22 protein-coding genes, 1 tRNA gene and 1 pseudogene are annotated in these 22718 nt (G+C 45.7%); 14 read left to right on the forward strand and 10 right to left on the reverse strand.

Features of this window, described 5'->3' with window-relative positions; translation table 11 throughout:
* Window positions 1-43 precede the first annotated feature (43 nt).
* Window positions 44-634, reverse strand: coding sequence for an ATP-dependent Clp endopeptidase proteolytic subunit ClpP (gene clpP, locus ACQXR1_RS02375; protein WP_014665471.1), 591 nt, complete (start codon window positions 632-634; stop codon window positions 44-46).
* A 267-nt stretch (window positions 635-901) separates the two neighbouring features.
* Here clpP and ACQXR1_RS02380 point away from each other — a divergent pair.
* Both ACQXR1_RS02380 and ACQXR1_RS02385 read left to right on the forward strand, forming a co-directional pair.
* Window positions 902-977 (forward strand) — tRNA-Arg (locus ACQXR1_RS02380).
* 148 nt (window positions 978-1125) lie between these two features.
* Window positions 1126-1638 (forward strand): DUF3231 family protein, encoded by a 513-nt coding sequence (locus ACQXR1_RS02385; protein ID WP_071577365.1) that lies wholly within the window; start codon window positions 1126-1128, stop codon window positions 1636-1638.
* A 35-nt stretch (window positions 1639-1673) separates the two neighbouring features.
* Here the strand turns inward: ACQXR1_RS02385 and ACQXR1_RS02390 are convergent, their stop codons facing one another.
* The 6 genes from ACQXR1_RS02390 to sacB all read right to left on the reverse strand — a co-directional run bounded on the left by ACQXR1_RS02390 (window position 1674) and on the right by sacB (window position 7809).
* Window positions 1674-1994, reverse strand: a complete 321-nt coding sequence (locus tag ACQXR1_RS02390; protein WP_069150367.1) for a DMT family transporter — start codon at window positions 1992-1994, stop codon at window positions 1674-1676.
* Window positions 1994-2329 (reverse strand): DMT family transporter, encoded by a 336-nt coding sequence (locus tag ACQXR1_RS02395; RefSeq protein ID WP_069150366.1) that lies wholly within the window; start codon window positions 2327-2329, stop codon window positions 1994-1996. Before ACQXR1_RS02395 ends, ACQXR1_RS02390 begins: the two co-directional genes overlap by 1 nt.
* A gap of 81 nt (window positions 2330-2410) precedes the next feature.
* Window positions 2411-2995, reverse strand: a complete 585-nt coding sequence (locus tag ACQXR1_RS02400; RefSeq protein ID WP_014665467.1) for a TetR family transcriptional regulator — start codon at window positions 2993-2995, stop codon at window positions 2411-2413.
* Between the two features lie 95 nt (window positions 2996-3090).
* A complete protein-coding gene (gene aspP / locus ACQXR1_RS02405) occupies window positions 3091-4653 on the reverse strand; it encodes an aspartate/proton symporter AspP (RefSeq protein ID WP_103031046.1) in 1563 nt (520 codons plus the stop codon).
* A gap of 107 nt (window positions 4654-4760) precedes the next feature.
* Window positions 4761-6311, reverse strand: coding sequence for a 2,6-beta-fructan 6-levanbiohydrolase (levB, locus tag ACQXR1_RS02410; protein WP_430771669.1), 1551 nt, complete (start codon window positions 6309-6311; stop codon window positions 4761-4763).
* 79 nt (window positions 6312-6390) lie between these two features.
* Window positions 6391-7809, reverse strand: a complete 1419-nt coding sequence (sacB, locus tag ACQXR1_RS02415; protein ID WP_040081740.1) for a levansucrase — start codon at window positions 7807-7809, stop codon at window positions 6391-6393.
* Window positions 7810-8347: 538 nt separating this feature from the next.
* Between sacB and ACQXR1_RS02420 the strand changes: the two are divergent.
* From ACQXR1_RS02420 to padC, 4 genes and pseudogenes are all read left to right on the forward strand, one after another.
* Window positions 8348-9711 (forward strand): annotated as a pseudogene (locus ACQXR1_RS02420) (serine hydrolase).
* A 15-nt stretch (window positions 9712-9726) separates the two neighbouring features.
* Window positions 9727-10410, forward strand: a complete 684-nt coding sequence (gene racX / locus ACQXR1_RS02425) for a broad specificity amino-acid racemase RacX (protein ID WP_430771670.1) — start codon at window positions 9727-9729, stop codon at window positions 10408-10410.
* Between the two features lie 130 nt (window positions 10411-10540).
* Entirely contained in the window at window positions 10541-10996 is a 456-nt protein-coding gene (locus ACQXR1_RS02430; protein WP_418656877.1) for a DUF3237 domain-containing protein, read from the forward strand.
* A 22-nt stretch (window positions 10997-11018) separates the two neighbouring features.
* Window positions 11019-11504 carry a phenolic acid decarboxylase gene (padC, locus tag ACQXR1_RS02435; protein ID WP_147772559.1) on the forward strand — a complete coding sequence of 162 codons (486 nt, stop codon included), beginning with the start codon at window positions 11019-11021 and terminating at the stop codon, window positions 11502-11504.
* A 26-nt stretch (window positions 11505-11530) separates the two neighbouring features.
* Here the strand turns inward: padC and ACQXR1_RS02440 are convergent, their stop codons facing one another.
* The 3 genes from ACQXR1_RS02440 to slrR form a co-directional block, all read right to left on the reverse strand.
* Complete coding sequence (locus ACQXR1_RS02440; protein WP_069150361.1) at window positions 11531-11722, reverse strand: hypothetical protein; 192 nt, start codon at window positions 11720-11722, stop codon at window positions 11531-11533.
* A 2-nt stretch (window positions 11723-11724) separates the two neighbouring features.
* Entirely contained in the window at window positions 11725-13194 is a 1470-nt protein-coding gene (locus tag ACQXR1_RS02445; RefSeq protein ID WP_430771671.1) for a carboxylesterase/lipase family protein, read from the reverse strand.
* Window positions 13195-13269: 75 nt separating this feature from the next.
* Window positions 13270-13728 (reverse strand): HTH-type transcriptional regulator SlrR, encoded by a 459-nt coding sequence (gene slrR / locus ACQXR1_RS02450; RefSeq protein WP_014665457.1) that lies wholly within the window; start codon window positions 13726-13728, stop codon window positions 13270-13272.
* 245 nt (window positions 13729-13973) lie between these two features.
* Between slrR and ACQXR1_RS02455 the strand changes: the two genes are divergently transcribed.
* From ACQXR1_RS02455 to ACQXR1_RS02490, 8 genes are all read left to right on the forward strand, one after another.
* Complete coding sequence (locus ACQXR1_RS02455) at window positions 13974-14678, forward strand: YveK family protein (protein WP_014665456.1); 705 nt, start codon at window positions 13974-13976, stop codon at window positions 14676-14678.
* A 5-nt stretch (window positions 14679-14683) separates the two neighbouring features.
* The gene (gene epsB, locus ACQXR1_RS02460; protein WP_040081747.1) at window positions 14684-15367 is read left to right on the forward strand and encodes a protein tyrosine kinase EpsB; all 684 of its coding nucleotides are present in this window, start codon (window positions 14684-14686) and stop codon (window positions 15365-15367) included.
* Window positions 15368-15601: 234 nt separating this feature from the next.
* Window positions 15602-17422 carry a polysaccharide biosynthesis protein gene (locus ACQXR1_RS02465; protein WP_430771672.1) on the forward strand — a complete coding sequence of 607 codons (1821 nt, stop codon included), beginning with the start codon at window positions 15602-15604 and terminating at the stop codon, window positions 17420-17422.
* Between the two features lie 11 nt (window positions 17423-17433).
* Complete coding sequence (locus ACQXR1_RS02470; protein WP_430771673.1) at window positions 17434-18579, forward strand: glycosyltransferase family 4 protein; 1146 nt, start codon at window positions 17434-17436, stop codon at window positions 18577-18579.
* On the forward strand, window positions 18576-19412 hold the full coding sequence (gene epsE / locus ACQXR1_RS02475) for a glycosyltransferase EpsE (RefSeq protein ID WP_430771674.1): 837 nt from the start codon (window positions 18576-18578) through the stop codon (window positions 19410-19412). Before ACQXR1_RS02470 ends, epsE begins: the two co-directional genes overlap by 4 nt.
* Window positions 19405-20559, forward strand: coding sequence for a glycosyltransferase family 1 protein (locus ACQXR1_RS02480; RefSeq protein WP_430771675.1), 1155 nt, complete (start codon window positions 19405-19407; stop codon window positions 20557-20559). The genes epsE and ACQXR1_RS02480 overlap by 8 nt, the downstream gene beginning before the upstream one ends.
* Window positions 20556-21659, forward strand: a complete 1104-nt coding sequence (gene epsG / locus ACQXR1_RS02485) for a biofilm exopolysaccharide biosynthesis protein EpsG (protein ID WP_430771676.1) — start codon at window positions 20556-20558, stop codon at window positions 21657-21659. The genes ACQXR1_RS02480 and epsG overlap by 4 nt, the downstream gene beginning before the upstream one ends.
* Before the next feature lie 24 nt (window positions 21660-21683).
* Entirely contained in the window at window positions 21684-22718 is a 1035-nt protein-coding gene (locus ACQXR1_RS02490; protein ID WP_430771677.1) for a glycosyltransferase family 2 protein, read from the forward strand.

A 22718-nucleotide genomic window follows, 5' to 3' on the forward strand; every position in this document is an offset into this window, starting at 1 on the left:
AAAAAACCTGCAAGAGACGCAGCTCCTGCAGGTTTTGTTGTGACTATTTGTCTTCTGTGTGAGTCAAAATTTTGTCAATCAGGCCGTATTCAAGCGCTTCTTCAGCAGACTTGAAGTTATCACGGTCTGTGTCGCGTTCGATTACTTCAAGCGGCTGGCCAGTACGTTCAGCAAGGACTTTGTTTAATTTGTCGCGAAGCAAGAGAATGCGTTTCGCGGCAATTTCAATTTCTGTCGCTTGACCTTGCGCACCGCCAAGAGGCTGGTGAATCATGACTTCACTGTTTGGAAGCGCATAGCGTTTGCCTTTTTCACCGGCTGCAAGCAGGAACGCGCCCATTGACGCAGCCATACCGATACAAATTGTAGATACTTTCGGTTTAATAAACTGCATGGTATCATAGATCGCCATACCGGCTGTAATAGAGCCGCCCGGGCTGTTGATGTAAAGAGAAATTTCTTTTTCAGGGTCTTCTGCTGCTAAGAATAAAAGCTGTGACACGATGGAGTTCGCAACGTTGTCATCAATCGCAGAGCCAAGCATGATGATACGATCCTTTAATAGACGAGAATAAATGTCATACGCTCTTTCCCCGCGGTTCGTTTGTTCAATGACTGTAGGTATTAAATTCATAATGCTCCTCCTTCACCTTTTAGGTAAGTATGTAGTTACATGATACATTTTTGGTCAATAAAGGTCAAACAAAAAGCTGGCCTGATATGCAAAGTCGTCTCTTTTTCCCATTTTCCCCAAAAATACAGGGGTTCAAACCATCTTATGTCAAATTGCAAATTAAGATGCTGTGTCTATTAAAAAGCGGCCTCTCGAAATAGAGGGTTGTTATTTGAATGAAATTATCGTATAATTAGTTGTGCTGACGTTCCATAACGCAGTCCATATGCGCTCGTAGCTCAGTTGGATAGAGCGGTGGTTTCCGGTACCACGTCTGTCGGGGGTTCGAATCCCTCCGAGCGCGTCCAATAGAACAACAGGAAAGACAAGGGTTTGGCATTTTGCCGCTCTTGTCTTTTTTGTTTCATAAATCTTTCTTGCTGCAACATAAATTTTCCTCCTCCCGGGCAGTTTATGAGATGTGCGATATTGAATTTGCGAGGAGGATGAACATGGGTATTTTAAGCGGAAACCCGCAGGATGAACCGATGCATTATGGTGAGGTATTCGGCTTGTGGAGTTATGTGATGGCGGGCAATAAAATGGTCGGCAATTACCAGATGCTATTGAATCATGTCGGTGATGACGACCTGAAGAAGCTGCTTCGTGAGTCTATTGAGAAATGCCAAGATGAAATCAAACAGGTCAGCACGATCCTGAAAGAAAACGGGGTGGCGCTGCCGCCGGCTTCTCCTGAACCGCCGACAGCAGATCTTAACGATATTCCGCCTGGTGCACGGTTTCTCGATCCGGATGTGGCGGCCTCCGCGGCAGCGGAAAATGCTGCAGGTCTTGTGACATGCAGCAAAATGATGGGGCAATCGATTCGTGAGGATATTGCCATGATGTTCGGGCAATTTCATATATCAAAAGCGGCAACCGGCGCAAAATATTTAAGGCTGCTAAAAAACAAAGGCTGGCTCATCCCGCCGCCGCTTCATCTTCAAAAACATCACGACGCTTAATGGCAAAGGCATATACAGCTGTATATGCCTTTATTTTATGAAGAAGACGTAAGACGCAAGCCGATAACGCCGGCTAGGATAAGGCAAAGAGAAATCACCTGTGAGAGCTGAAACCGCTCCTTAAACCAAATGAGCCCGACCGCCGAAACGCCAATGCTGCCAATGCCGGTCCAGACGGCATAAGCGACTCCGGCAGGCAGGACGATCATCGCTTGGGACAGGCAGTAAAAGGATAAGCCGAATCCAAGCGTCATCACAATGATCGGCCATTTTTTTCTTGTCCCATCAATATATTTCATGGCAACGGCAGCTATAATTTCTTCTATGCCGGCAATCACTAATAAAAACCATGCCATTATTGTTCACCTCCCGGCTGAGATTTGTTTTCTTTCGTAAATAATTTCATTCCTAAAATGCCAGCCAGCAACAAAGCTAAAAAGAACATCTGGGCTGCTGAGAAGGATTCGCCCAGAACAATTCCGGTCATATATGTTCCGACGGTTCCGATTCCGACAAACACAGTGTACGCGGCGGCCATGGGGATTTTTCGATAAGAGCGGATCAACAGGAGAAAGCTGATCGCGATCAAGATAAAAATGATGACCCAATCCAAAAGCGAATCGGCATGTTTGAGGGAAGAGGCCCAAACAACTTCTAAAAGTCCTGCAATCAAAACAAGAACCCAATTCAAATGAAACACCTCTCTAATTTATGAATGAACGTCAGTCATTTTTAGGGCGTTAAAAAATGAGCGGTGTTACCCAGTCATTTTTTAAGCAGTACCTAAACTTCGTTTTAAGAAAGTAAAGATTTCTTTTTTATACACTTCAACATTTTCATCTTGTTCAAATCCGATATAGAATCGTTCCGCAGTGTTCTCGACCAAGTTGATAATCGTTCTGGCCGTCCATTTTGAATTGATTCCTTCCGTTATCTCATGGTTTGCAATGGCCTTATTGATGATTTTTTCAAGCCAGGAATAATAAGGCTGATAGATCGTTTCCCATTTTTCCATGGAGTGGTCGATCGCAAGCCCGGAATAACAGAGGACAATAATATCCTTATGGCGTTCCGTAATGAGAAATGTCTCATCAATTAATATATCTAAAACGGTCCAAAAATCCTCGTCCCCATGCAGCCTGCCTTTGATTTGATCAAGTGTATGGGTGAGAAGATTTTCTGCGATAGCCGGTATGAGGGCATTTTTAGATGAGAAATATAAATAGAATGTTCCTTGTGCAGTGCCGGCCTTTTTGACAATATCAGAAATAGAAGCCTTATCCAGGCCTTTTTCAGAAATGACTTCTATGGCTGCTTGCAGAATTTTTTCATATTTGCCCGATGTTTGTTTTGGCAAGAGGAACACCTCCTAGAAATGACTGACTCTCATTCATTTTATCGCGTGTATGTATGTTTGTAAAGAATAAAGAAGCAAGAAAACCTCTTGCTTCTTTATTTATCATAATCAATGGCGGCTTTTGGGAGCCCCGTATACTTGGCCCAGTAATAAATCGCCAGTGAGCCGATCGCGACTAAAATGAGGTCGATGGGATTGCTGATGATCCCTAAGCCATGTCCGAAAGAACCGATGTAGGAAAAGATCAGCATCATAATATAAAACCCGATAAGCCACCAGGCTGATTTCAGCTGCTGAGCGAGGCTGACATCTTCTTTAGGCGTATATTTGCTGAAACAGAGATAGATCAAAAACATCACGAGCTGTGAACCGAGCAGCCAGGAGACTGTTCTCCATCCTGACCAGTACACGATAAACGCTGTAAATATAAAGGAAAGCGGACCGATAATGCTCATTCCTTTTAAATAAAACGGCCTGTCTAGGTCCTTCGCGTTAACCCTCAGCGCAGCAGAAGAAATAGGTGCAATCGCATATGAAAGAATGAGCGCGACTGAACAGACATTGACGAGCGCGTTCCACGAAGGAAAGGGAAGTGTCCAGAAAATGGACAGGGCAAACGAAAGCCAAAGTGAAGCGCGCGGTGTCCCCGTTTCTTTATTGACTTTTGAGAATATGCCAAATAATGTCCCGTTGCGCGCCCAGGCGTAAACGAGCCGAGATGTCGTATTCATAAAAATATTCCCGTTTCCCCCGGGAGACAGAATGGCGTCTAAAATGACAAGCGTTGCAAGCCAGCCTAACCCGAGCATGACCGCAATATCCTTAAACGGCAATGAGAACTCCCGGCCTATTGCCGGCCAGCCATGCTTCAGCGTTTCTGTCGGAATTGCACCAATAAAGGTGACCTGCAAGACAGTGTAAATGATGGTTGAAACGATGATGCAAATGATTAAAGCGATCGGGATATTACGCTTTGGATTTTGCACTTCACCTGCGACAGATACAATCGGATGCAGGCCGAGATACGCAAACATCACACCGCCTGTCGAGATGGCGGCCTGAATACCTGTAAATCCAAACGGTGCAAATCCTTCAACGGATAAGTTCTCCGGCTGAAAATGAAAGATCAGCACGATAATGATGGTAATCGGCACAATATATTTAAAAATCGATATGATGAAATTCGCCTTAGCGAAGGTTTTGACGCTCCAATAGTTCAGCAGGAAAAACAAGCATAATAAGGCAAACTGCAAGATCCAGCCGGAAATAGTCGGTGAATCAGATCCTTTAATGGTCAGGCCGGGAAACCAATAAGCCACATACTGGCGCACAGCGGTCACTTCAATGGAAATCAAGCTTGTGTAAGCGACAATCGTGACAAACGAAATTAAATAGCCGACAAGGTGGCCATGTGAATAAACGGGGTATCGAATGATGCCTCCGGTACGGGGCAGAGCGGCTCCGAGCTCTGCATATACGAGCCCGATTAACAAAATAATGGCTCCTCCGAGGATCCAGGAAAAAGCGCCGGAGGGCCCAGCTTTTGAAGCGACATTACTGACAGCGAACAGCCACGCTGATCCAAAGATGGCTCCCATCCCAATTAAAATCAGATCAAACAGAGACATTGATTTCTGAAAATTTCCTTGTTTAGACATTCGCTTCCTCCTTCGAAACCAGCCTTATATTCCTTACAATGCCCAATATGTTACAGAGAATACCGCCCTTAATAAAAAAACAGGCGCAGCCTGCGCTGCACCTGTTTTTATTTATGAATCGAATCAAAGTGTTTCACTGTTATATTTTTGAAGGAGGCTGTGCCGCCATCAGAAAAAAGGGTAATGCCTTTATCTTCAGGCTTTGGGAAGACTTCATTTGAAAAAACGGTTTTCCCGTCGCCAACAAATACTTCTATCGTTGTTTTATCAACAAGTATTTTCAAGTGCACCTTACGTTTGCTTCCATCATAAGGAGCTTTGCTTTCGACATAGGTATTGCTTTTGTCAGGCTGATTTGTGGCTGCTCTATTGACATATGCATAGCCGCCTTCAGCGAAAATGCCGACATCAATATGGCGTTTTTGGTCTTCTGATTCTCTGAGCCTGACGCCTGCATTCTTTAGCTCTGACCAAGAAAGATCCGTATCAAGCTGGTACGTATCACCTGTTATCGACAGTGTTTTTGATCCGTTCACATCCTGATCCTCTATTTTGTCAGTTGAAACAGTCAGCTGCTCCAAAGCTTCAATCGGCTGTGAGACGAGGCTGTATGTTCCGTCCTGCTCCTGCAGCCGGAGTTCGCGTATGACAGAATCTGTGCCGTTAAAGCCATTCTTCATTGTCGGGGTGTTGTTGGCATAATCCCAATTGTTCATCCAGGCAAGCGCATACCGCTTTTCTAACGGATCTGTGCTTTTGCTGTCTTCGAACGTCACACCGCCGTACCAGTCAAAACCATAGTCAAGCCATTGGGCTTCAGTCTGATCCGCTGTGAATTCTTTTCCGTCGAAGCTTCCGGTCCAGTAGGCGTACGTATTTGGTTTGCCCCACGGTTTACCGTTCGCGCTCGCACCGAGAACCCATTTATTCGTTCCGTCGCTTGCCCGCATCATGTAGAGGTCAGGACATTCGACCATTCCCGCCTGCTCTGGGAAGAATCCGCTTGTGTAATGCCAGTCCTTAAGATTATCGGATTCATAAAAGCCGATTTTTGATCCTTCAGCCATGACCATGACCCATTTGTTATCCTGGTCATCCCATATCACTTTCGGATCTCTAAAATCGTCTGTGCCCGGATTAGGCATAACGGGGTTGCCACTGTAGAATTTGAATGATTTTCCTTTGTCTGTGCTGTACCACAAATATTGCTCTTGTTTTTTATCTTTGGCTGAGGGCTGTGTCACAATCGCGACAAGCGCATTTTTCCCGAAGCCGGCTGTGTTCTCTTTATCCACCACGACGGAACCGGTCCAAATATCACCGTCCGGGTTTGTATATTTCGGAATCGCCACGCCTTCATCTGTCCAGTGCACCAAATCCTCTGAGACGGCATGGCGCCATTCTGTGCCGTTGCCTTTTGGGTAATCCCGGTTATATAGATAGAAATAATGATACTTGCCATCATAATAGATCGGTTTTTGAGGGTCATTTTTCCATTTATCCGGCGTCGTAAAATGATATGCCGCCCGGTAGTCCGGCTTCTGTGTTGATTTTGTTTTTTGGTCATGTCCTTCTTTTGGAAATAAGTCGATAAACAGCAATATTCCTAAAAAGCTCAGGAATACGGTTAGCCATTTGCCTGCTTTTTTATAGTTCATATGGGATTCACCTTTATGATGTTGATAAGAAATAAAAGAAAATGCCAATAGGATATCGGCATTTTCTTTTGCGTTTTTATTAGTTAACTGTTAATTGTCCTTGTTCAAGGATGCTGTTTTTCACAACAGATGTTTTCTTGCCTTTGATGTTCAGCAGGAAGCTTGGCGCAAACGTTGATTGTTTGTCTGCGTAGAATCCTCTGTTTGTCATGTAGCTTGTAATCACGACATTGTTTCCTTTCGCTTGAGGTACAGCGAAGTGTGAGTAAGTAAAGGTTACATCGTTAGGATCAAGATCCATTTTTAACACAAGGCCAGTTTTGTTCAGCGGCTTGTATGGGCCAGTTAAAGAATTAGAAACATAGCCAAGCATGTAAATATCGTTAGACGTGATGCCGTCAATTGTCATTTTTGATCCGCGGGAGTCAGTGAACAGATACCATTTGCCGTTCATTTTAAAGACGTTTGCACGTTCAATTTCATCTGTTACTGTGTTAGATGCAATCAGCGGTTTCATCACTTTTTTCAGTGTGTAGTCATCGTTTAGCTCAATCATGCCGAGTGCGCCGTTAGCTAATTCAGCAGTGCGCTTTTTATCACTTTGCAGAAGTTTTTGACTTTCTTGACGGAAGAACGATGTGCTTTTGCCATAGTATGCTTTGTTAAATAAAGATTCTTCGCCTTGGTAGCCATCTTCAGTTCCAGTGTTTGCTTCAAATACTAAGTATTTGTGGCCTTTATCTTCTACGTAGTGAGGATCTCTCAGCGTATGGTTATCGCCTGAGCTGTAGTTGCCTTCATCGATGAACTGCTGTACATTTTGATACGTTTTGCCATCGCCGTCAAAGATTGATTTATGATCCTCTACACCGTTGATGTTCAAAGAGTTGTCTGATGTTGATACGTTAACTTGTGCAGTTGTCAGTGTTTGTTTGCCGTAATGTGTACCGGAAAAGTCAGTGTAGAACAAACGGATGTGACCGTCAGATGTGAATGTCGCTGAGCCAGACCATTCTTGTGTTTGTTCTTTCAGGATTGAATCATTTGCATCGAATTTGTCGCTGTCTTTGAAGACGCGGCCAGCGTTTTTCCAGCTGTCAATAGAAGTTTCGCCGACTTTTTGATAGAACATGTAGATAGATGTGTCATCCGCATTTTTAGGATCTCCGGCTAATGCAAAGACGATGTGGTAGCCGTGATAGTTTGCGACTGTGCCGTCAGCGTTTTGCAATGGCCAGCTGTCCCAAACGTCAAGGCCTTTTGCAGAAGAGATGTTTTTAATTGTGGACGAATCGAATTCAGGCACTTGATATTTTTCATTTTTTTGCTGTTCAGGGATTTGCAGCATATCATGGCGTGTAATATGGGAAATGCCGTAAGTTTCTTTATATGGTTTTTGAGTTGTTTCTTTCGCAAACGCTTGAGTCGCGCCTCCTGCCAGCAGTGCAGTAGTAAAGGTTAGTACTGTTGCTTGTTTTGCAAACTTTTTGATGTTCATCGTTCATGTCTCCTTTTTGTATGTACTGTGTTAGCGGTCTGCTTCTTCCAGCCCTCCTGTTTGAAGTTGGCAAGTCAGTTACGCACAATAAAAAAGACCTAAAATATGTAAGGGGTGACGCCAAAGTATACACTTTGCCCTTTACACATTTTAGGTCTTGCCTGCTTTATCAGTAACAAACCTGCGTGATTTACTTTTCGACCTCATTCTATTAGACTCTCGTTTGGATTGCAACTGGTCTATTTTCCTCTTTTGTTTGATAGAAAAACATAAACGGATTATAAGATTACAGGTCTAAGGAACTAAAATATCTATCAATTTCTTTTCGTTCTCTGCATTTTTTATTGCCTCTGTCGCATAGGCATAAAGTTGCTCTTTTCATAATCTTTCAGAAAATTGCACAAGATTTCATTCCACTCAATAAAAGTATACAGCGTGTATATGTGATCGGTTAAAAAGGATCTCTAACTGAGGGATATTTCAAAATATTTGAAACGTTCATAGCCTGGTAACGTACAAAGCTATGGGAGGTGGAGGAATGAAGCAGAATAAAAGAAAGCATCTTCAGATCTTCAGACGTTATTTGAGACATTAGGCGAAAAACAACAGTTTAACGGGACGGTTCTGGCTGCGGAAGAGGGTGATATTTTATATCATCACTCTTTTGGTTATGCAGAAATGACTGAAAAACGCCCGTTGCAAACCAACTCTTTGTTTGAGTTAGCGTCTCTGTCGAAGCCTTTTACAGCTTTGGGAATCATCTTGCTGGAGGAGAAGGGGATTCTCAGCTATGAAGACCAAGTGGGGCGCTGGCTGCCTGGCTTTCCGTATCAGGGCGTAACGATTCGGCATTTATTGAACCATACGTCAGGGCTTCCTGATTATATAGGTTGGTTTTTTGCCAATTGGGATCAAAACAAGATTGCGGTGAACCAGGATATTGTCGATATGCTGATGAATGAGGGGCTGCCCGGTTATTTTGAGCCAAATGAAGGCTGGCTGTACAGCAATACAGGGTATGTTCTGCTGGCGGTTATCATTGAAAAAGCATCTGGCATGAGTTATGCGGATTTTATGAAAACAAGTATTTTTTCACCGATCGGCATGAATGAAACAAGAGTGTATAACAGGAGGCTTTTGCCTGAGCGAATTGATCATTATGCATATGGATATGTGTATGATGTACACTCCGAAACATACGTCCTTCCAGACGACCTGGAGGAAACGAACTATGTTGTGTACCTTGATGGCATACAAGGGGATGGGACGGTGAACTCTGTCACAAGCGATTTATTTCGTTTTGATCAGGCTTTATACCAGGACGAATTCATCAGCAAGGCTTCTAAGGAATCCGCGTTTTCTCCAGTGCGCCTCAACAGTGGAAAAACAATTGATTATGGGTTTGGCTGGGTACTGCAAAACAGCCCTGAAAAAGGGCGGATTGTCAGCCACAGCGGAGGATGGCCCGGCTATTCGACGATGATGATCCGATATATCGATCATCGTAAAACGCTGATCTATTTGAGTAATAAGGAAGAGGATACTGAATATGAACAAGCGATTCTGAAGGCGGCGGAACATATTCTATTTGGCCAGCCATATGAGGTCCCGGAACGTCCTGCTGATAAAAAGAAAAAAGCAATTGATACGGCGATATACAGCCGCTATGTTGGCAGCTACTTGCTTCAGGATGGGACGGCTGCACGGGTGACAGCCGAGAATGAACGGCTTTATTTGGAGATCACCGGACAGCTGAGACTGGAGTTATTTCCTTCCTCGGAAACCCGTTTCTTTCTGCGAGCATTGTCTGTTGAAGTCGAGTTTATGTTAGGCGAGGATGCTGCGAAAAGCTTTATCCTCTATGAGGATGGCTCAGAGGAAGAAGCGGTCCGTACGAATTAGAAAGGAATGAATTTGATGATCGGAATATTAGCCGGAATGGGGCCGAAATCGACCTCGCCGTTTATCGATAAGGTGATTGATTACTGTCAGAAGCTGTATGGGGCTTCAAACGACATTGACTATCCGCACATGATGATCTATTCATGCCCGACGCCCTTCTATGCAGATCGTCCGATTGACCATGATGAGATGAAAAAAGCGATTATCGACGGAGCGGTAAAGCTCGAGAAAACAGGCGTTGATTTCATTGCGCTTCCTTGTAATACGGCGCATGTCTACTATGAAGAGATTCAGCAGGCATTGTCGGTTCCTTTGTTGCATATCGTTGAGGAAACGTTAAAAGAGATTCCGCATCCTGCAAAAAAAGCGGTGGTGTTAGGAACAGAGCCAACCATCCAATCCGCCATCTACCAAAATGGGCTGAAGGCAAATGGACAAGAAGTTGTTCACAAGGACCATTGGCAGCACGCTGTGAACCGGCTTATTGCCGCAATCAAACAGCCAAATCATATGCAGCATACACAAGCATTGTGGCAGACGCTATATGAAGAAATCAGTCAGCATGCAGACATCATCATTTCAGCCTGCACGGATTTAAATGCGGTGTTAGATCATTTTCAAAGTGAGATTCCGATGATAGATTCCTCTGCCTGTCTTGCAAAAAGCACTGTCAGCACATATCTTGCGTATCAAAGCTAGCTTCAGACAAGGACTGTCTTCAAACAGTCCTTGTTTTTTTTGTTCCTATTGTTTGACAGTTAACTGCAATGGTGTTAAATTAAACATGTAAATAGTTACATGATTTTTTTCTGAAGGTGAGGTGGTGCTCTTGAAGAAGCCGGTTTTAAAACCATTCGCCTCTTTAGAAATCAAGGTTGATCCGCCTATCACAATTGGTGAGACAGGCCTGGGGCTGAGACGATTTATTTCGATTCGTTCGGGAACAATAACCGGGGAAGTAAAGGGACGTATTTTGCCGGGCGGCGCCGATTCGCAAATGATTCGTGCTGACGGCAGAACCGATTTATCTGCCAGGTATGTAATCGAAACAGCAGATCATGAACTGATTTACATTGAAAACAATGGAATACGGCAAGTCAGCGAGCCGTTTCGAAAACAAGCGGCAGCCGGGGAAATCATTGATCCGGAGCATGTTTATTTTCGTACGGTACCGACGTTTGAAACAGGCAGTGAAGCCTATCAATGGCTGCATGACCGCTTGTTTATCGGTTCCGCAGAAAGAACCCCTGATTACGTTCGACTAGACATTTATGAAGTACAGTAAAAGACTAAGGAGAGTGTGAAAGATGGACAACTTTATCGGAAGCCACATGATTTATACGTATGAAAACGGTTGGGAATACGAGATTTATATTAAAAACGACCATACAATTGATTATAGAATTCATAGCGGAATGGTTGCCGGACGCTGGGTTCGGGATCAGGAAGTGAATATTGTCAAACTGACAGAAGGCGTATATAAAGTGTCTTGGACAGAGCCGACTGGCACGGATGTTTCATTAAACTTTATGCCAAATGAAAAACGCATGCACGGCATTATTTTCTTCCCGAAATGGGTGCATGAACATCCTGAAATTACAGTGTGCTACCAAAATGACCACATTGACTTGATGAAAGAATCACGCGAAAAATATGAAACGTATCCAAAATACGTTGTACCTGAATTTGCGGAAATTACATTTCTGAAAAATGAGGGAGTCGACAATGAAGAAGTGATTTCGAAGGCTCCTTATGAAGGAATGACAGACGATATTCGCGCGGGAAAATTATAAGAAACATCAAAACCCGGAAAAGAGATTTACTTCTCTTTTCCGGGTTTTCTTTTTGCTGAGTATGTGGGAACCATCATAATTCCCGTGAAAAACAGTGTGATGCCAGTCCAGCGCATAGGCTGGTAATAGGCTGTGTCCCGTAAACATAACACGGCCGACAAAATAATGATACAAGCTGCCACAACAATGGCAGCACCAATATATCCTGTTTTCCTCATGTTTATTCTCCTTTTGAAGGGAATAATTTCTGCCTTTTTTCAGAATCCGGATCGTTTTCGATCACAATCTCCGAATCAAAAATCAGCGTCTCTCTCGTTTCCTCGTGATACGCCGGCCAATTCACAGCTTCGGTGCTTGGGTTTCCTGTTTTAGCGAACGTGATCCATGCTGATTGTATCGTGTGAGAAAGCTGTTTCACCTCATCCGTAACCTCCGCGTTTGCCATCCGCTTCAACCCATCCAGATTTCCAAAGACAAAAGGAAGCTCTAATGCGTGAAACGCTTTATTGTACGGCGGCTGCTCCGAGTGCCAATCGAACCTGTACATCCAAACCGGGGCGTAGTGGGACTGTGCGGATGCATAGGCAACGGCCGGGCGCCAAAATAACAAATCAGTCATCATGTGAATCTGGCTTTCCAGAGAACGCGGATACAGATCGGCGGCTTTCTTGGCCAGCGGCTGCCCTAATAAATACTCGAGTGCAGCATCAAGCGTTTCCTGAGAATGAACGTCTGAATCAGGGGTGAAAAATAAATATCCTTCATCACGGGTTGTTCCGATTAATAGTGGAATGCCGGCAGCAGCCCCTTCTGCTATTGCTTTTTCTGGTTCAGCAGGCAGCGTTTTCGGATCAAGGGCGGGCTGGAAAAACAGATGAAAGATATTCTCTTTTTCTGCGATCCGAAGCTGATCCGCCGCTTTTAGCAAATCTTCTGCAGAAACCGTATGCAATTGATCCAGTTGGCTCTCGTTAATCCCCAGGATCTGTAACAAGGCTGCCGCGGTGCTCGCCGCTTGTTCTTTCGTCATCGTTCGAGAAGCGCCGCTTTCCATGATGGCTTTCTGGAACAGGCCTTTTGCCGCAGGCATTGCGAGCAGCGCGGCAATGCTCATGCCGCCGGCGGATTCTCCAAATACTGTTACGTTATCGGGATCACCGCCAAACGCTGAGATATTCTCCCGCACCCATTTCAGAGCGGCGGCTTGGTCTAAAAGCCCAAGGTTATCGGAATACGCCTCATCAAATGAAGACAAGTGCAAAAAGCCAAACGGCCCCAGCCGATAGTTCAGTGTAACGACAATGACTTCTCCCTGCGCCACAAGTTTTGATCCGTCATACAACGGATCACTGCCCGCTCCCAGATAAAAAGCGCCGCCGTGAATCCACACCATGACAGGCAGGTTTTGACTTGGGGTGTCAGGCGCAAATACATTGAGATACAAGCAATCCTCGGACTGGCGCGGCAGTTCAGCATACGATAGTGAAAGCAAATCAGTCGGCTGCGGGCAAACAGGGCCATAGGCTGTAGCATCAAGCACATCTTCCCACACTTCAGGCGGCTCAGGTGCTTGAAAACGCAATTGTCCGATAGGCGGTTTGGCAAAGGGGATGCCTTTCCATATATGTACGCCGTTTTCCGTTGTGCCTTTTACTTTGCCGTATTGAGTCGTTACTGTTTGATGAGTCATTGTGTCATCTCCCTTTTTCACCCATTATAAACAGATTTACCCTGAAGGTGCGAACGTTAGCCCTCTAGCCGATCATCATCTTCCCATCGTTTTTAAAAAGGATTTGACTTCATGGACAGTCAAGCCGATTTCTCTTGCTTCCGCCATCAGCGCTTTCCATTCTTCTATATTGGATTCCGTCAGTTTACGGTTGCGGTAAGAAGCCGTTTCAGGCTGTTCTTTCTTGAGTCTGTTCGTAAAAGTGAACAATTCTTCCTTTTCCATTCCGGCTTGTACGGCTTGCACTAAATGTACGCGCCACTCCTCTTCACCGCCGCTGATTTTTTCATACATCATTGTTTCTGCGTCAAATAATTCTGTTAATTCCACATCAAGTGTCGCCGAAACTTTTTTTAAAAATTGAACGGATGGATTCGTGTGAACGCCTCTTTCAATCTTGCTTAAATAGGATTTGGATACGCCTGACTCAACCGCCAGCTGATTAATAGAATAGCCTTTTCTTTTACGGTATAAACGGATAATTCTTCCAATCATAATGTGAAATTCTCCTCTATTCCTGTCGTTATTTCGTTCATTATAAGGAATTATTCGTTCTTTATAAAATTTAAAATAATAAGGGAAGTGCAGTAAATTAGAGGAAAATCATGATTTTGTTCTCTAAAGAGAACTTATTGGCTTATTTTGCAATTTTTAAATAATACTATTTTCTTTTATAATCCAATCATTAACAGAAAGGGGCGCGGGAAGCCAGCCGCGGGAAGGCTGAAGGCTATGAATACATGAATGAGAATATGAGTTTTAAAGAATTATATGCGATTGTCAGACACAGATTCGTGCTGATTCTGCTCATCACAATCGGCGTTACCCTGATTACGGGTTTTGTGCAATTTAAGGTTATTTCACCGACCTATCAGGCGTCGACACAGGTGCTGATTCATGAATCAGACGGTGAAGAAAACTCGAATCTCAGTGACATCCAGCGAAATCTTCAGTATAGCAGCACGTTCCAATCGATTATGAAAAGCACTGCCTTGATGGAAGAGGTCAAGGCGGAATTGCACCTATCTGAATCGGCTTCCTCGCTGAAAGGAAAAGTAATCACCAGCAGTGAAAATGAATCAGAAATTATCACCGTTGCCGTCCAGGATCACGATCCGGCGAAAGCGGCTGAGATTGCGAACACATTAGTGAACAAGTTTGAAAGAGCAGTAGATGAAAGAATGAATGTACAAGGCGTACATATATTATCAGAGGCGAAGGCTTCGGAAAGCCCGATGATCAAGCCGGCCCGGCTGCGAAATATGGTCATGGCTCTTGGCGCTGCTGTCATGGGCGGCATTACACTGGCATTTTTTCTGCATTTTCTCGATGATACGTGCAAAAGCGCACGGCAGCTCAGCGAGAGAACCGGATTGCCATGCTTAGGCTCCGTTCCTGATGTTCAAAAAGGGCGGAATCGCGGGATAAAACATTTCGGGGAGTGAAGCGAGTGATCTTTAGAAAAAAGAAAGCAAGGCGAGGTTTGGCTCAAATATCTGTTTTACACAATAAATCAGTTGTTGCGGAACAATATCGCACCATCCGGACAAACATTGAGTTCTCATCTGTCCAGACCAACTTGCGATCCATCCTCGTCACCTCCTCTGTGCCTGGTGAAGGTAAATCGTTCAGTGCAGCGAATCTTGCGGCTGTCTTTGCGCAGCAGCAGGAAAAGAAAGTACTGCTGGTGGATGCCGATTTAAGAAAGCCGACCATCAATCAGACGTTTCAGGTTGAGAATGTAACCGGGCTGACAAATGTGCTGGTCGGTAATGCTTCACTCAGTGAGACGGTGCAAAAGACGCCGATCGATAACTTATACATCCTGACAAGCGGCCCGACCCCGCCAAATCCGGCTGAACTGCTGTCTTCAAAAGCAATGGGAGATTTAATATCTGACATCTATGAACAATTCAGCCTCGTCATCTTTGATTCCCCTCCGCTTTTGGCTGTTGCCGATGCTCAGATTCTAGCAAATCAGACAGACGGCAGCGTGCTCGTCGTTTTAAGCGGAAAAACAAAAACCGATACCGTCTTGAAAGCAAAAGATGCACTGGAACAATCCAATGCGAAGCTGTTAGGCGCTCTTTTAAACAAAAAGAAAATGAAAAAATCGGAACACTATTCCTACTAGTTTTTGGAAAGGTGATGTCTCCTGACCTGTATCAATGGAGGCACTCGGCTCTGCTGTGGGCAGCTGAAGTTGCTGCCTTAGATGCTGGTCGTCGCTGGCGGGGCGTGAGGATGGGTTAAATGCCCACTTATCTGATATATACATAGGACGTGTTATCGGTTTAGCTGCTGCCGATGTTTTGGAGAGACGAAAACCGCCGCAGCTAAACCGATAAAAGAATTAGGGGGGAATAGGTTGAGTTACCGGAGAAGACTGTCAATGATTATTGCGCTGGATACTTACCTCGTTTTAAATTCAGTTATTGCAGGATATCAATTTTTAAAAGATTCCTATCAATTTTATGACTCCGGAGCATTACTGCTTACCGCTGTCAGCTTGCTCCTCAGCTATCATGTGTGTGCTTTCCTGTTCAATCAGTATAAACAGGTGTGGACATACACCGGGATCGGCGAGCTGCTTGTCCTGCTTAAGGGCATTACGCTTTCCGCCGCTGTGACCGGCGTCATTCAGTATGCTGTGTATCATACGATGTTCTTCCGTCTGTTAACCGCGTGCTGGGTGCTTCAGCTTTTGTCCATTGGAGGGACGCGTATTTTATCCAGAGTATTAAACGAAAGCATTAGAAAAAAACGCTGCGCCTCATCCCGCGCGCTGATTATCGGGGCGGGCTCAGGCGGGACTCTGATGGTCAGGCAGCTGCTTTCCAAAGATGAACCTGATATCATACCTGTCGCTTTTATTGATGACGACCAAACGAAACATAAATTAGAAATCATGGGGCTGCCCGTAATCGGCGGAAAAGAAAGTATCATGCCTGCGGTGCAAAAGCTCAAAATTAACTATATTATTATTGCCATTCCTTCACTCCGCACCCATGAGCTTCAGGTGTTATATAAAGAATGTGTGCGAACCGGAGTTAGCATTAAAATTATGCCTCATTTTGATGAAATGCTGCTCGGCACACGAACTGCCGGACAAATCAGAGATGTAAAAGCTGAGGATTTGCTTGGCAGAAAGCCGGTGACTCTCGACACTAGCGAAATTTCAAACCGCATCAAAGGAAAAACAGTTCTCGTCACGGGAGCGGGCGGATCAATCGGCTCGGAAATCTGCCGGCAGATCAGCGCGTTTTTGCCTAAGGAAATCATTCTGCTCGGCCATGGGGAAAACAGCATTCATTCGATTTATACAGAGCTGAATGGACGATTCGGCAAACACATTGTGCTCCATACGGAAATCGCTGATGTGCAGGACCGCGATAAAATGTTTACCTTAATGAAAAAGTACGAGCCGCATGTTGTCTACCATGCAGCTGCCCATAAGCATGTCCCTTTAATGGAACACAATCCTGAAGAGGCGGTCAAAAACAATATCATCGGAACAAAAAATGTCGCGGAAGCAGCCGATATGTCGGGAACTGAGACATTTGTGCTGATTTCATCAGACAAAGCGGTGAACCCAGCCAATGTAATGGGGGCGACAAAACGGTTCGCGGAAATGATTATTATGAATCTTGGAAAAGTCAGCAGTACCAAATTTGTCGCTGTCCGCTTCGGCAATGTACTCGGGAGCCGCGGCAGCGTCATTCCGATTTTCAAAAAACAAATTGAAAAAGGCGGCCCTGTGACAGTAACACATCCGGCAATGACCCGCTATTTCATGACGATTCCCGAGGCATCAAGGCTTGTGATTCAGGCTGGGGCATTGGCGAAAGGGCGCCAGATTTTCGTTCTCGATATGGGAGAGCCCGTAAAGATTGTGGATCTGGCCAAAAACCTCATTCATTTGTCAGGCTACACGACCGAGCAGATTCCAATCGAATTCACAGGCATTCGTCCCGGCGAAAAAATGTATGAAGAATTACTGAACAAAAATGAAGTCCACGCTGAACAAGTCTTTCCAAAAATTCATATCGGCAAAGCGGTAGACGGCGATTGGCCGGTGCTGATGCGCTTTATCGAGGATTTCACTGAACTGTCGGAAGCCGACCTGAGAGCGAGGCTGTTTGCGGCAATCAATACATCAGACAACATGACGGCTGCCAGTGTTCATTAGGGGGAGTGAAAATGACGAAAAAGATATTGTTTTGCGCGACTGTTGATTATCATTTTAAGGCCTTTCACCTCCCTTATTTTAAATGGTTCAAGCGAATGGGCTGGGAGGTTCATGTCGCCGCGAGCGGACAAACCAAGCTGCCGTATGTGGATGAGAAATTCTCCATCCCGATTCGCAGGTCACCATTTCACCCTCAGAATCTGTCCGTTTATAGGCAGCTGAAGAAAGTGATCGACACCCATGAATACGACATGGTTCATTGCCATACACCGGTAGGCGGCGTTCTCGCCAGGCTGGCGGCGCGGCAGGCGCGGCGGTGCGGAACGAAGGTGCTGTACACAGCACACGGCTTTCACTTCTGCAAAGGGGCACCGATGAAAAATTGGCTTCTATACTATCCGGTCGAAAAGTGGCTTTCAGCATATACGGACTGCCTGATCACGATCAATGAAGAGGATTACACACGGGCGAAAGGACTTCAAAGGCCGGGCGGAAGGACGCAGAAAATACACGGCATTGGCGTCAATACCGAGCGTTTCCGGCCTGTTAGCCCGAAAGAGCAGCAAAGACTCAGAGAAAAACACGGATTCCGTGAAGATGATTTTATATTGGTTTATCCGGCTGAGCTTAATGTGAACAAAAATCAGAAGCTGTTAATTGAAGCCGCAGCCTTGCTGAAAGAAAACATTCCTTCGCTCCGCCTTGTGTTTGCCGGGGAAGGGGCAATGGAACAAACGTATCGAACGTTAGCTGAAAAGCTTGGCGCTTCCGCCAATGTCCGTTTTTACGGCTTTTGCCGCGACATACATGAGCTGATTCAGCTTGCAGATGTATCTGTCGCATCCAGCATGAGAGAGGGCCTCGGCATGAATGTGCTTGAGGGAATGGCGGCGGAAAAACCGGCGATCGCCACAGATAACCGCGGGCATCGGGAAATCATCCGCGACGGAGAAAACGGTTTTCTGGTCAAAATCGGTGACAGTGCTGCTTTTGCCCGCCGGATTGAACAGCTTTACCATAAGCCGGAACTCTGCCGAAAGCTGGGACAGGAAGGCCGAAAAACAGCCTTGCGCTTTTCGGAGGCGCGAACGGTGGAAGAAATGGCAGATATTTATTCCGCGTACATGGATATGGATACAAAGGAGAAAAGCATATGAACTCAGGACCGAAAGTTTCTGTCATTATGGGCATTTATAATTGCGAGCGCACGTTGGCAGAAAGCATAGAATCCATACTCAGCCAATCCTATAAAAATTGGGAGCTGATTTTGTGCGATGATGCGTCAACAGACGGCACGCTCCGCATCGCGAAGCAGTATGCCGCGCATTACAGCGACCGCATCAAACTGATTCGAAACAAAACAAACAAGCGGCTTGCCGCATCATTAAATCATTGTCTTTCGCATGCGACAGGCGATTATATCGCACGTCAGGACGGAGATGACCTTTCGTTTCCGCGCCGTCTTGAAAAGCAGGTCGCGTTTTTAGAAAAACACCGCCACTATCAGGTGGTTGGCACCGGCATGCTTGTGTTTGATGAATTTGGCGTAAGAGGCACCCGCATCCTGCCTTCTGTTCCGGAGCCGGGCGTCATGGCAAAAGGGACCCCATTTTGCCACGGCACGATTATGATGAGAGCGAGTGCCTACCGCACGCTGAAAGGCTACCGATCGGTGCGCAGGACGAGACGAATGGAGGATATCGATTTGTGGCTTCGTTTTTTTGAAGAGGGCTTCAGGGGCTATAATCTTCAGGAAGCCTTGTATAAAGTGAGGGAAGACAGCGATGCATTCAAACGGCGGTCATTTACGTATTCGATTGACAATGCCATTCTTGTCTATGAGGCGTGCAGACGCTTGAAGCTTCCTGTATCTAATTACATATATATCGCAAAACCGTTAATCCGCGCGTTTATGCCTCCAGCCGTGATGAATCGCTACCACAAAAAAAGGGTAATGAACCAAAAGGAAGGGCTTGTCAAGCATGAATAGCGGCCAAAAACGCGTGCTCCATGTTCTCAGCGGCATGAACAGGGGCGGCGCGGAAACCATGGTGATGAATTTATATCGGAAAATGGACAGAAGCAAAGTACAATTTGATTTTTTAACGTATCGAAATGATCCGTGCGCTTACGATGAAGAGATTTTATCCTTAGGCGGGCGGCTTTTTTATGTCCCGAGCATTGGGCAAAGCAATCCCCTTACATTTGTGAGGAATGTGAGTAACGCGATAAAAGAAAACGGGCCGTTCAGCGCCGTTCATGCGCATACAGATTTCCAAACGGGTTTTATCGCTCTTGCGGCAAGGCTCGCCGGAGTGCCGATTAGGGTCTGCCATTCCCACAATACGTCTTGGAAGACCGGCTTCAATTGGAAGGATCGCTTGCAGCTGATGGTGTTCAGGCGGCTCATCTTGGCGAATGCGACAGCGCTGTGTGCCTGCGGAGAGGATGCGGGCAGGTTTTTATTTGGACAGTCCAACATGGAGCGGGAGCGTGTTCACCTCCTTCCGAACGGGATTGATCTTGAGCTGTTCGCCCCAAATGGGCAGGCGGCTGATGAAGAAAAAACAGCCCGCGGTATTGCAGCTGACCGGCTCATCATTGGCCATGTGGCCCGGTTTCATGAAGTGAAAAACCATGCGTTTCTCCTGAAGCTTGCCGCACATCTCAAAGAAAGAGGCGTTCGCTTTCAGCTTGTTCTCGCAGGAGACGGGCCGTTGCGAGGGGAGATAGAGCAGGAGGCGCGGCGGCAGGATCTGTTGTCAGAGGTTCTCTTTTTAGGCACTGAAGACCGCATTCATGAATTGATGCGTACATTCGATGTATTTGTTATGCCTTCTCTGTACGAAGGCTTGCCGGTTGTGCTTGTGGAAGCACAGGCGTCGGGGCTTCCATGCATCATTTCAGACAGCATTACAGAAAAAGTCGACGCCGGGCTCGGGCTTGTCACAAGATTAAGTCTCTCTGAGCCGATCAGCGTTTGGGCTGAAACCATTGCAAGAGCGGCCGCCGCAGGCAGGCCGAAGCGCGAGCTCATCAAGGAAACACTCGCCCAACTTGGCTACGATGCACAGCAAAATGTAGGAGCGCTGCTGAATGTATACAACATCCGCACGGAAAAGGACAATAACCGATGATTGTATATGCCGTCAATATGGGGATTGTATTTGTTTGGTCTTGGTTCGCTAAAATGTGCGGCGGCCGTGACGATTCGCTTGCCACGGGGTATCGGCCGAATAAGCTTGTGATCTGGATTCCGCTCGCTTCACTTGTGCTCGTGTCAGGCCTCCGCTATCGAGTTGGCACGGATTTTCAGACGTACACGCTGCTGTACGAATTGGCGGGCGATTATCAAAATGTGTGGCAGATATTCGGTTTCGGCACAGCGAAAACAGCGACAGATCCGGGGTTTACCGCACTCCTTTGGCTGATGAATTTTATCACAGAAGATCCGCAAATCATGTATTTTACGGTTGCGGTCGTGACCTATAGCTTTATTATGAAGACACTCGCCGACTATGGCAGGCCGTTTGAGCTGAGTGTCTTTTTATTTTTGGGAACCTTTCATTATTACGCGTCTTTTAACGGCATCAGGCAATACATGGTGGCAGCTGTTTTGTTTTGGGCGCTCCGTTATATCATCAGCGGGAACTGGAAGCGATATTTCCTGATTGTGCTGGTCAGCTCGCTCTTTCATTCGTCCGCGCTGATTATGATTCCAGTGTACTTTATTGTCAGAAGAAAAGCCTGGTCTCCGGCGATATTCGGCCTATCCGCTTTATTTCTCGGCATGACCTTTTTATATCAAAAATTTATTTCTGTGTTTGTCGTTGTACTTGAAAACAGCTCATACAGCCATTATGAAAAATGGCTTATGACAAACACAAATGGAATGAATGTGATCAAAATCGCTGTTTTGGTTCTGCCGCTGTTCCTTGCATTTTGCTATAAAGAACGACTGCGGAGTCTGTGGCCGCAAATTGATATTGTCGTCAATTTGTGCCTGCTAGGTTTTTTGTTCGGCCTTTTGGCCACAAAGGACGTGATTTTTGCCAGATTCAATATTTATTTCGGCCTGTATCAAATGATCCTAGTCCCTTATTTCGTCAGGATATTTGATGAAAAATCGAACGCTCTTATCTATATTGCTATCGTTGTTTGTTATTTTCTTTACAGTTATTTGCTTATGCCGGTCGATTCATCGGTTCTGCCTTACAGAACGATTTTTTCCCGGTAATTTATGCACGAGGAGCCGGTCATTATGGAAACACCTGCGGTTAGTCTGTTAGTCGCTGTTTATAACACAGAAACATATATCAGAACGTGTCTCGAATCACTGCGGAACCAGACAGTGGACAATATTGAAATCATCATCGTCAATGATGGTTCAGCTGACGCCAGCCCGGATATCGCGGAAGAATACGCCAAAATGGACAACAGGTTTAAGGTGATTCATCAGGAAAACCAGGGGCTCGGTGCGGTTCGGAATAAAGGCATTGAAGCTGCACGCGGCGAATTTATCGCGTTTATCGATTCAGACGATTGGATCGAGCCTGATTATTGCGAGCAGATGCTCCGCGCAGCAGGCGATGAAACTGATCTGGTCATTTGCAATTACGCCGCGGAGTTTGAGGATACTGGCAAAACCATGGACTCAGACATTGCCCAAACCTATCAGGATCAGCCGAAGGAGCATTATATCAAGGCGTTATTCGAAGGGAAGGTCAGAGGGTTTTCATGGAACAAACTGTACAGAAGAAGCATGATTGAAGCCCATCGGCTGTCGTTTCCGCTCCGAGGCGAGCTGGAGCATGTCGAGGATCAGTTTTTCAGCTTCAGGGCTCATTTTTTCGCCCGCTCGGTATCCTACGTAAAAGCGCCGCTCTATCATTACCGAATTCACCTTTCCTCCATTGTGCAGAGCTATCAGAAAAAACTGTTTGAATCAGGGCTTGCGCTGTATGAGGCGAATGCGGCGTTTTTACAGGAGAACAACAAACTGGAGGAGTACCGCAAGGAGCTTGATACCTTTATCGTTCTTCACAGCAGCATCTGTATGCTGAATGAATGGAAAACGAGCGGCAGCCGCAGGCTGTTTGAAAAGCTTAGAAATGTTGGCGTGATATGCGCGGACCCGGTGTTTCAAGAAAGTCTTTCAAAAACGGGGACAGCGCCTTTTGACGCAAAACGGTCATGCCTGCTTCTGATGGCGAAATACAGAATGATTCCGTTCGTCGCGATGGCATCGGCTGTGTATCAGCGGGTGATCGAGTACAAAATGAGAAACAGAGGGTGA

The organism is Bacillus sp. ATD (assembly GCF_050585765.1).
In the GTDB taxonomy this organism is placed as follows: domain Bacteria; phylum Bacillota; class Bacilli; order Bacillales; family Bacillaceae; genus Bacillus; species Bacillus stercoris.

What these genes read in the sequence shown, in the direction of transcription:
- clpP (WP_014665471.1), bottom strand. Translation starts at nt 634, where the DNA reads ATGAATTTAATACCTACAGTCATTGAACAAACGAACCGCGGGGAAAGA.
- ACQXR1_RS02385 (WP_071577365.1), top strand. Translation starts at nt 1,126, where the DNA reads ATGGGTATTTTAAGCGGAAACCCGCAGGATGAACCGATGCATTATGGT.
- ACQXR1_RS02390 (WP_069150367.1), bottom strand. Translation starts at nt 1,994, where the DNA reads ATGGCATGGTTTTTATTAGTGATTGCCGGCATAGAAGAAATTATAGCT.
- aspP (WP_103031046.1), bottom strand. Translation starts at nt 4,653, where the DNA reads ATGTCTAAACAAGGAAATTTTCAGAAATCAATGTCTCTGTTTGATCTG.
- levB (WP_430771669.1), bottom strand. Translation starts at nt 6,311, where the DNA reads ATGAACTATAAAAAAGCAGGCAAATGGCTAACCGTATTCCTGAGCTTT.
- sacB (WP_040081740.1), bottom strand. Translation starts at nt 7,809, where the DNA reads ATGAACATCAAAAAGTTTGCAAAACAAGCAACAGTACTAACCTTTACT.
- racX (WP_430771670.1), top strand. Translation starts at nt 9,727, where the DNA reads ATGATCGGAATATTAGCCGGAATGGGGCCGAAATCGACCTCGCCGTTT.
- padC (WP_147772559.1), top strand. Translation starts at nt 11,019, where the DNA reads ATGGACAACTTTATCGGAAGCCACATGATTTATACGTATGAAAACGGT.
- ACQXR1_RS02440 (WP_069150361.1), bottom strand. Translation starts at nt 11,722, where the DNA reads ATGAGGAAAACAGGATATATTGGTGCTGCCATTGTTGTGGCAGCTTGT.
- ACQXR1_RS02445 (WP_430771671.1), bottom strand. Translation starts at nt 13,194, where the DNA reads ATGACTCATCAAACAGTAACGACTCAATACGGCAAAGTAAAAGGCACA.
- slrR (WP_014665457.1), bottom strand. Translation starts at nt 13,728, where the DNA reads ATGATTGGAAGAATTATCCGTTTATACCGTAAAAGAAAAGGCTATTCT.
- ACQXR1_RS02455 (WP_014665456.1), top strand. Translation starts at nt 13,974, where the DNA reads ATGAATGAGAATATGAGTTTTAAAGAATTATATGCGATTGTCAGACAC.
- ACQXR1_RS02470 (WP_430771673.1), top strand. Translation starts at nt 17,434, where the DNA reads ATGACGAAAAAGATATTGTTTTGCGCGACTGTTGATTATCATTTTAAG.
- epsE (WP_430771674.1), top strand. Translation starts at nt 18,576, where the DNA reads ATGAACTCAGGACCGAAAGTTTCTGTCATTATGGGCATTTATAATTGC.
- ACQXR1_RS02480 (WP_430771675.1), top strand. Translation starts at nt 19,405, where the DNA reads ATGAATAGCGGCCAAAAACGCGTGCTCCATGTTCTCAGCGGCATGAAC.
- epsG (WP_430771676.1), top strand. Translation starts at nt 20,556, where the DNA reads ATGATTGTATATGCCGTCAATATGGGGATTGTATTTGTTTGGTCTTGG.
- ACQXR1_RS02490 (WP_430771677.1), top strand. Translation starts at nt 21,684, where the DNA reads ATGGAAACACCTGCGGTTAGTCTGTTAGTCGCTGTTTATAACACAGAA.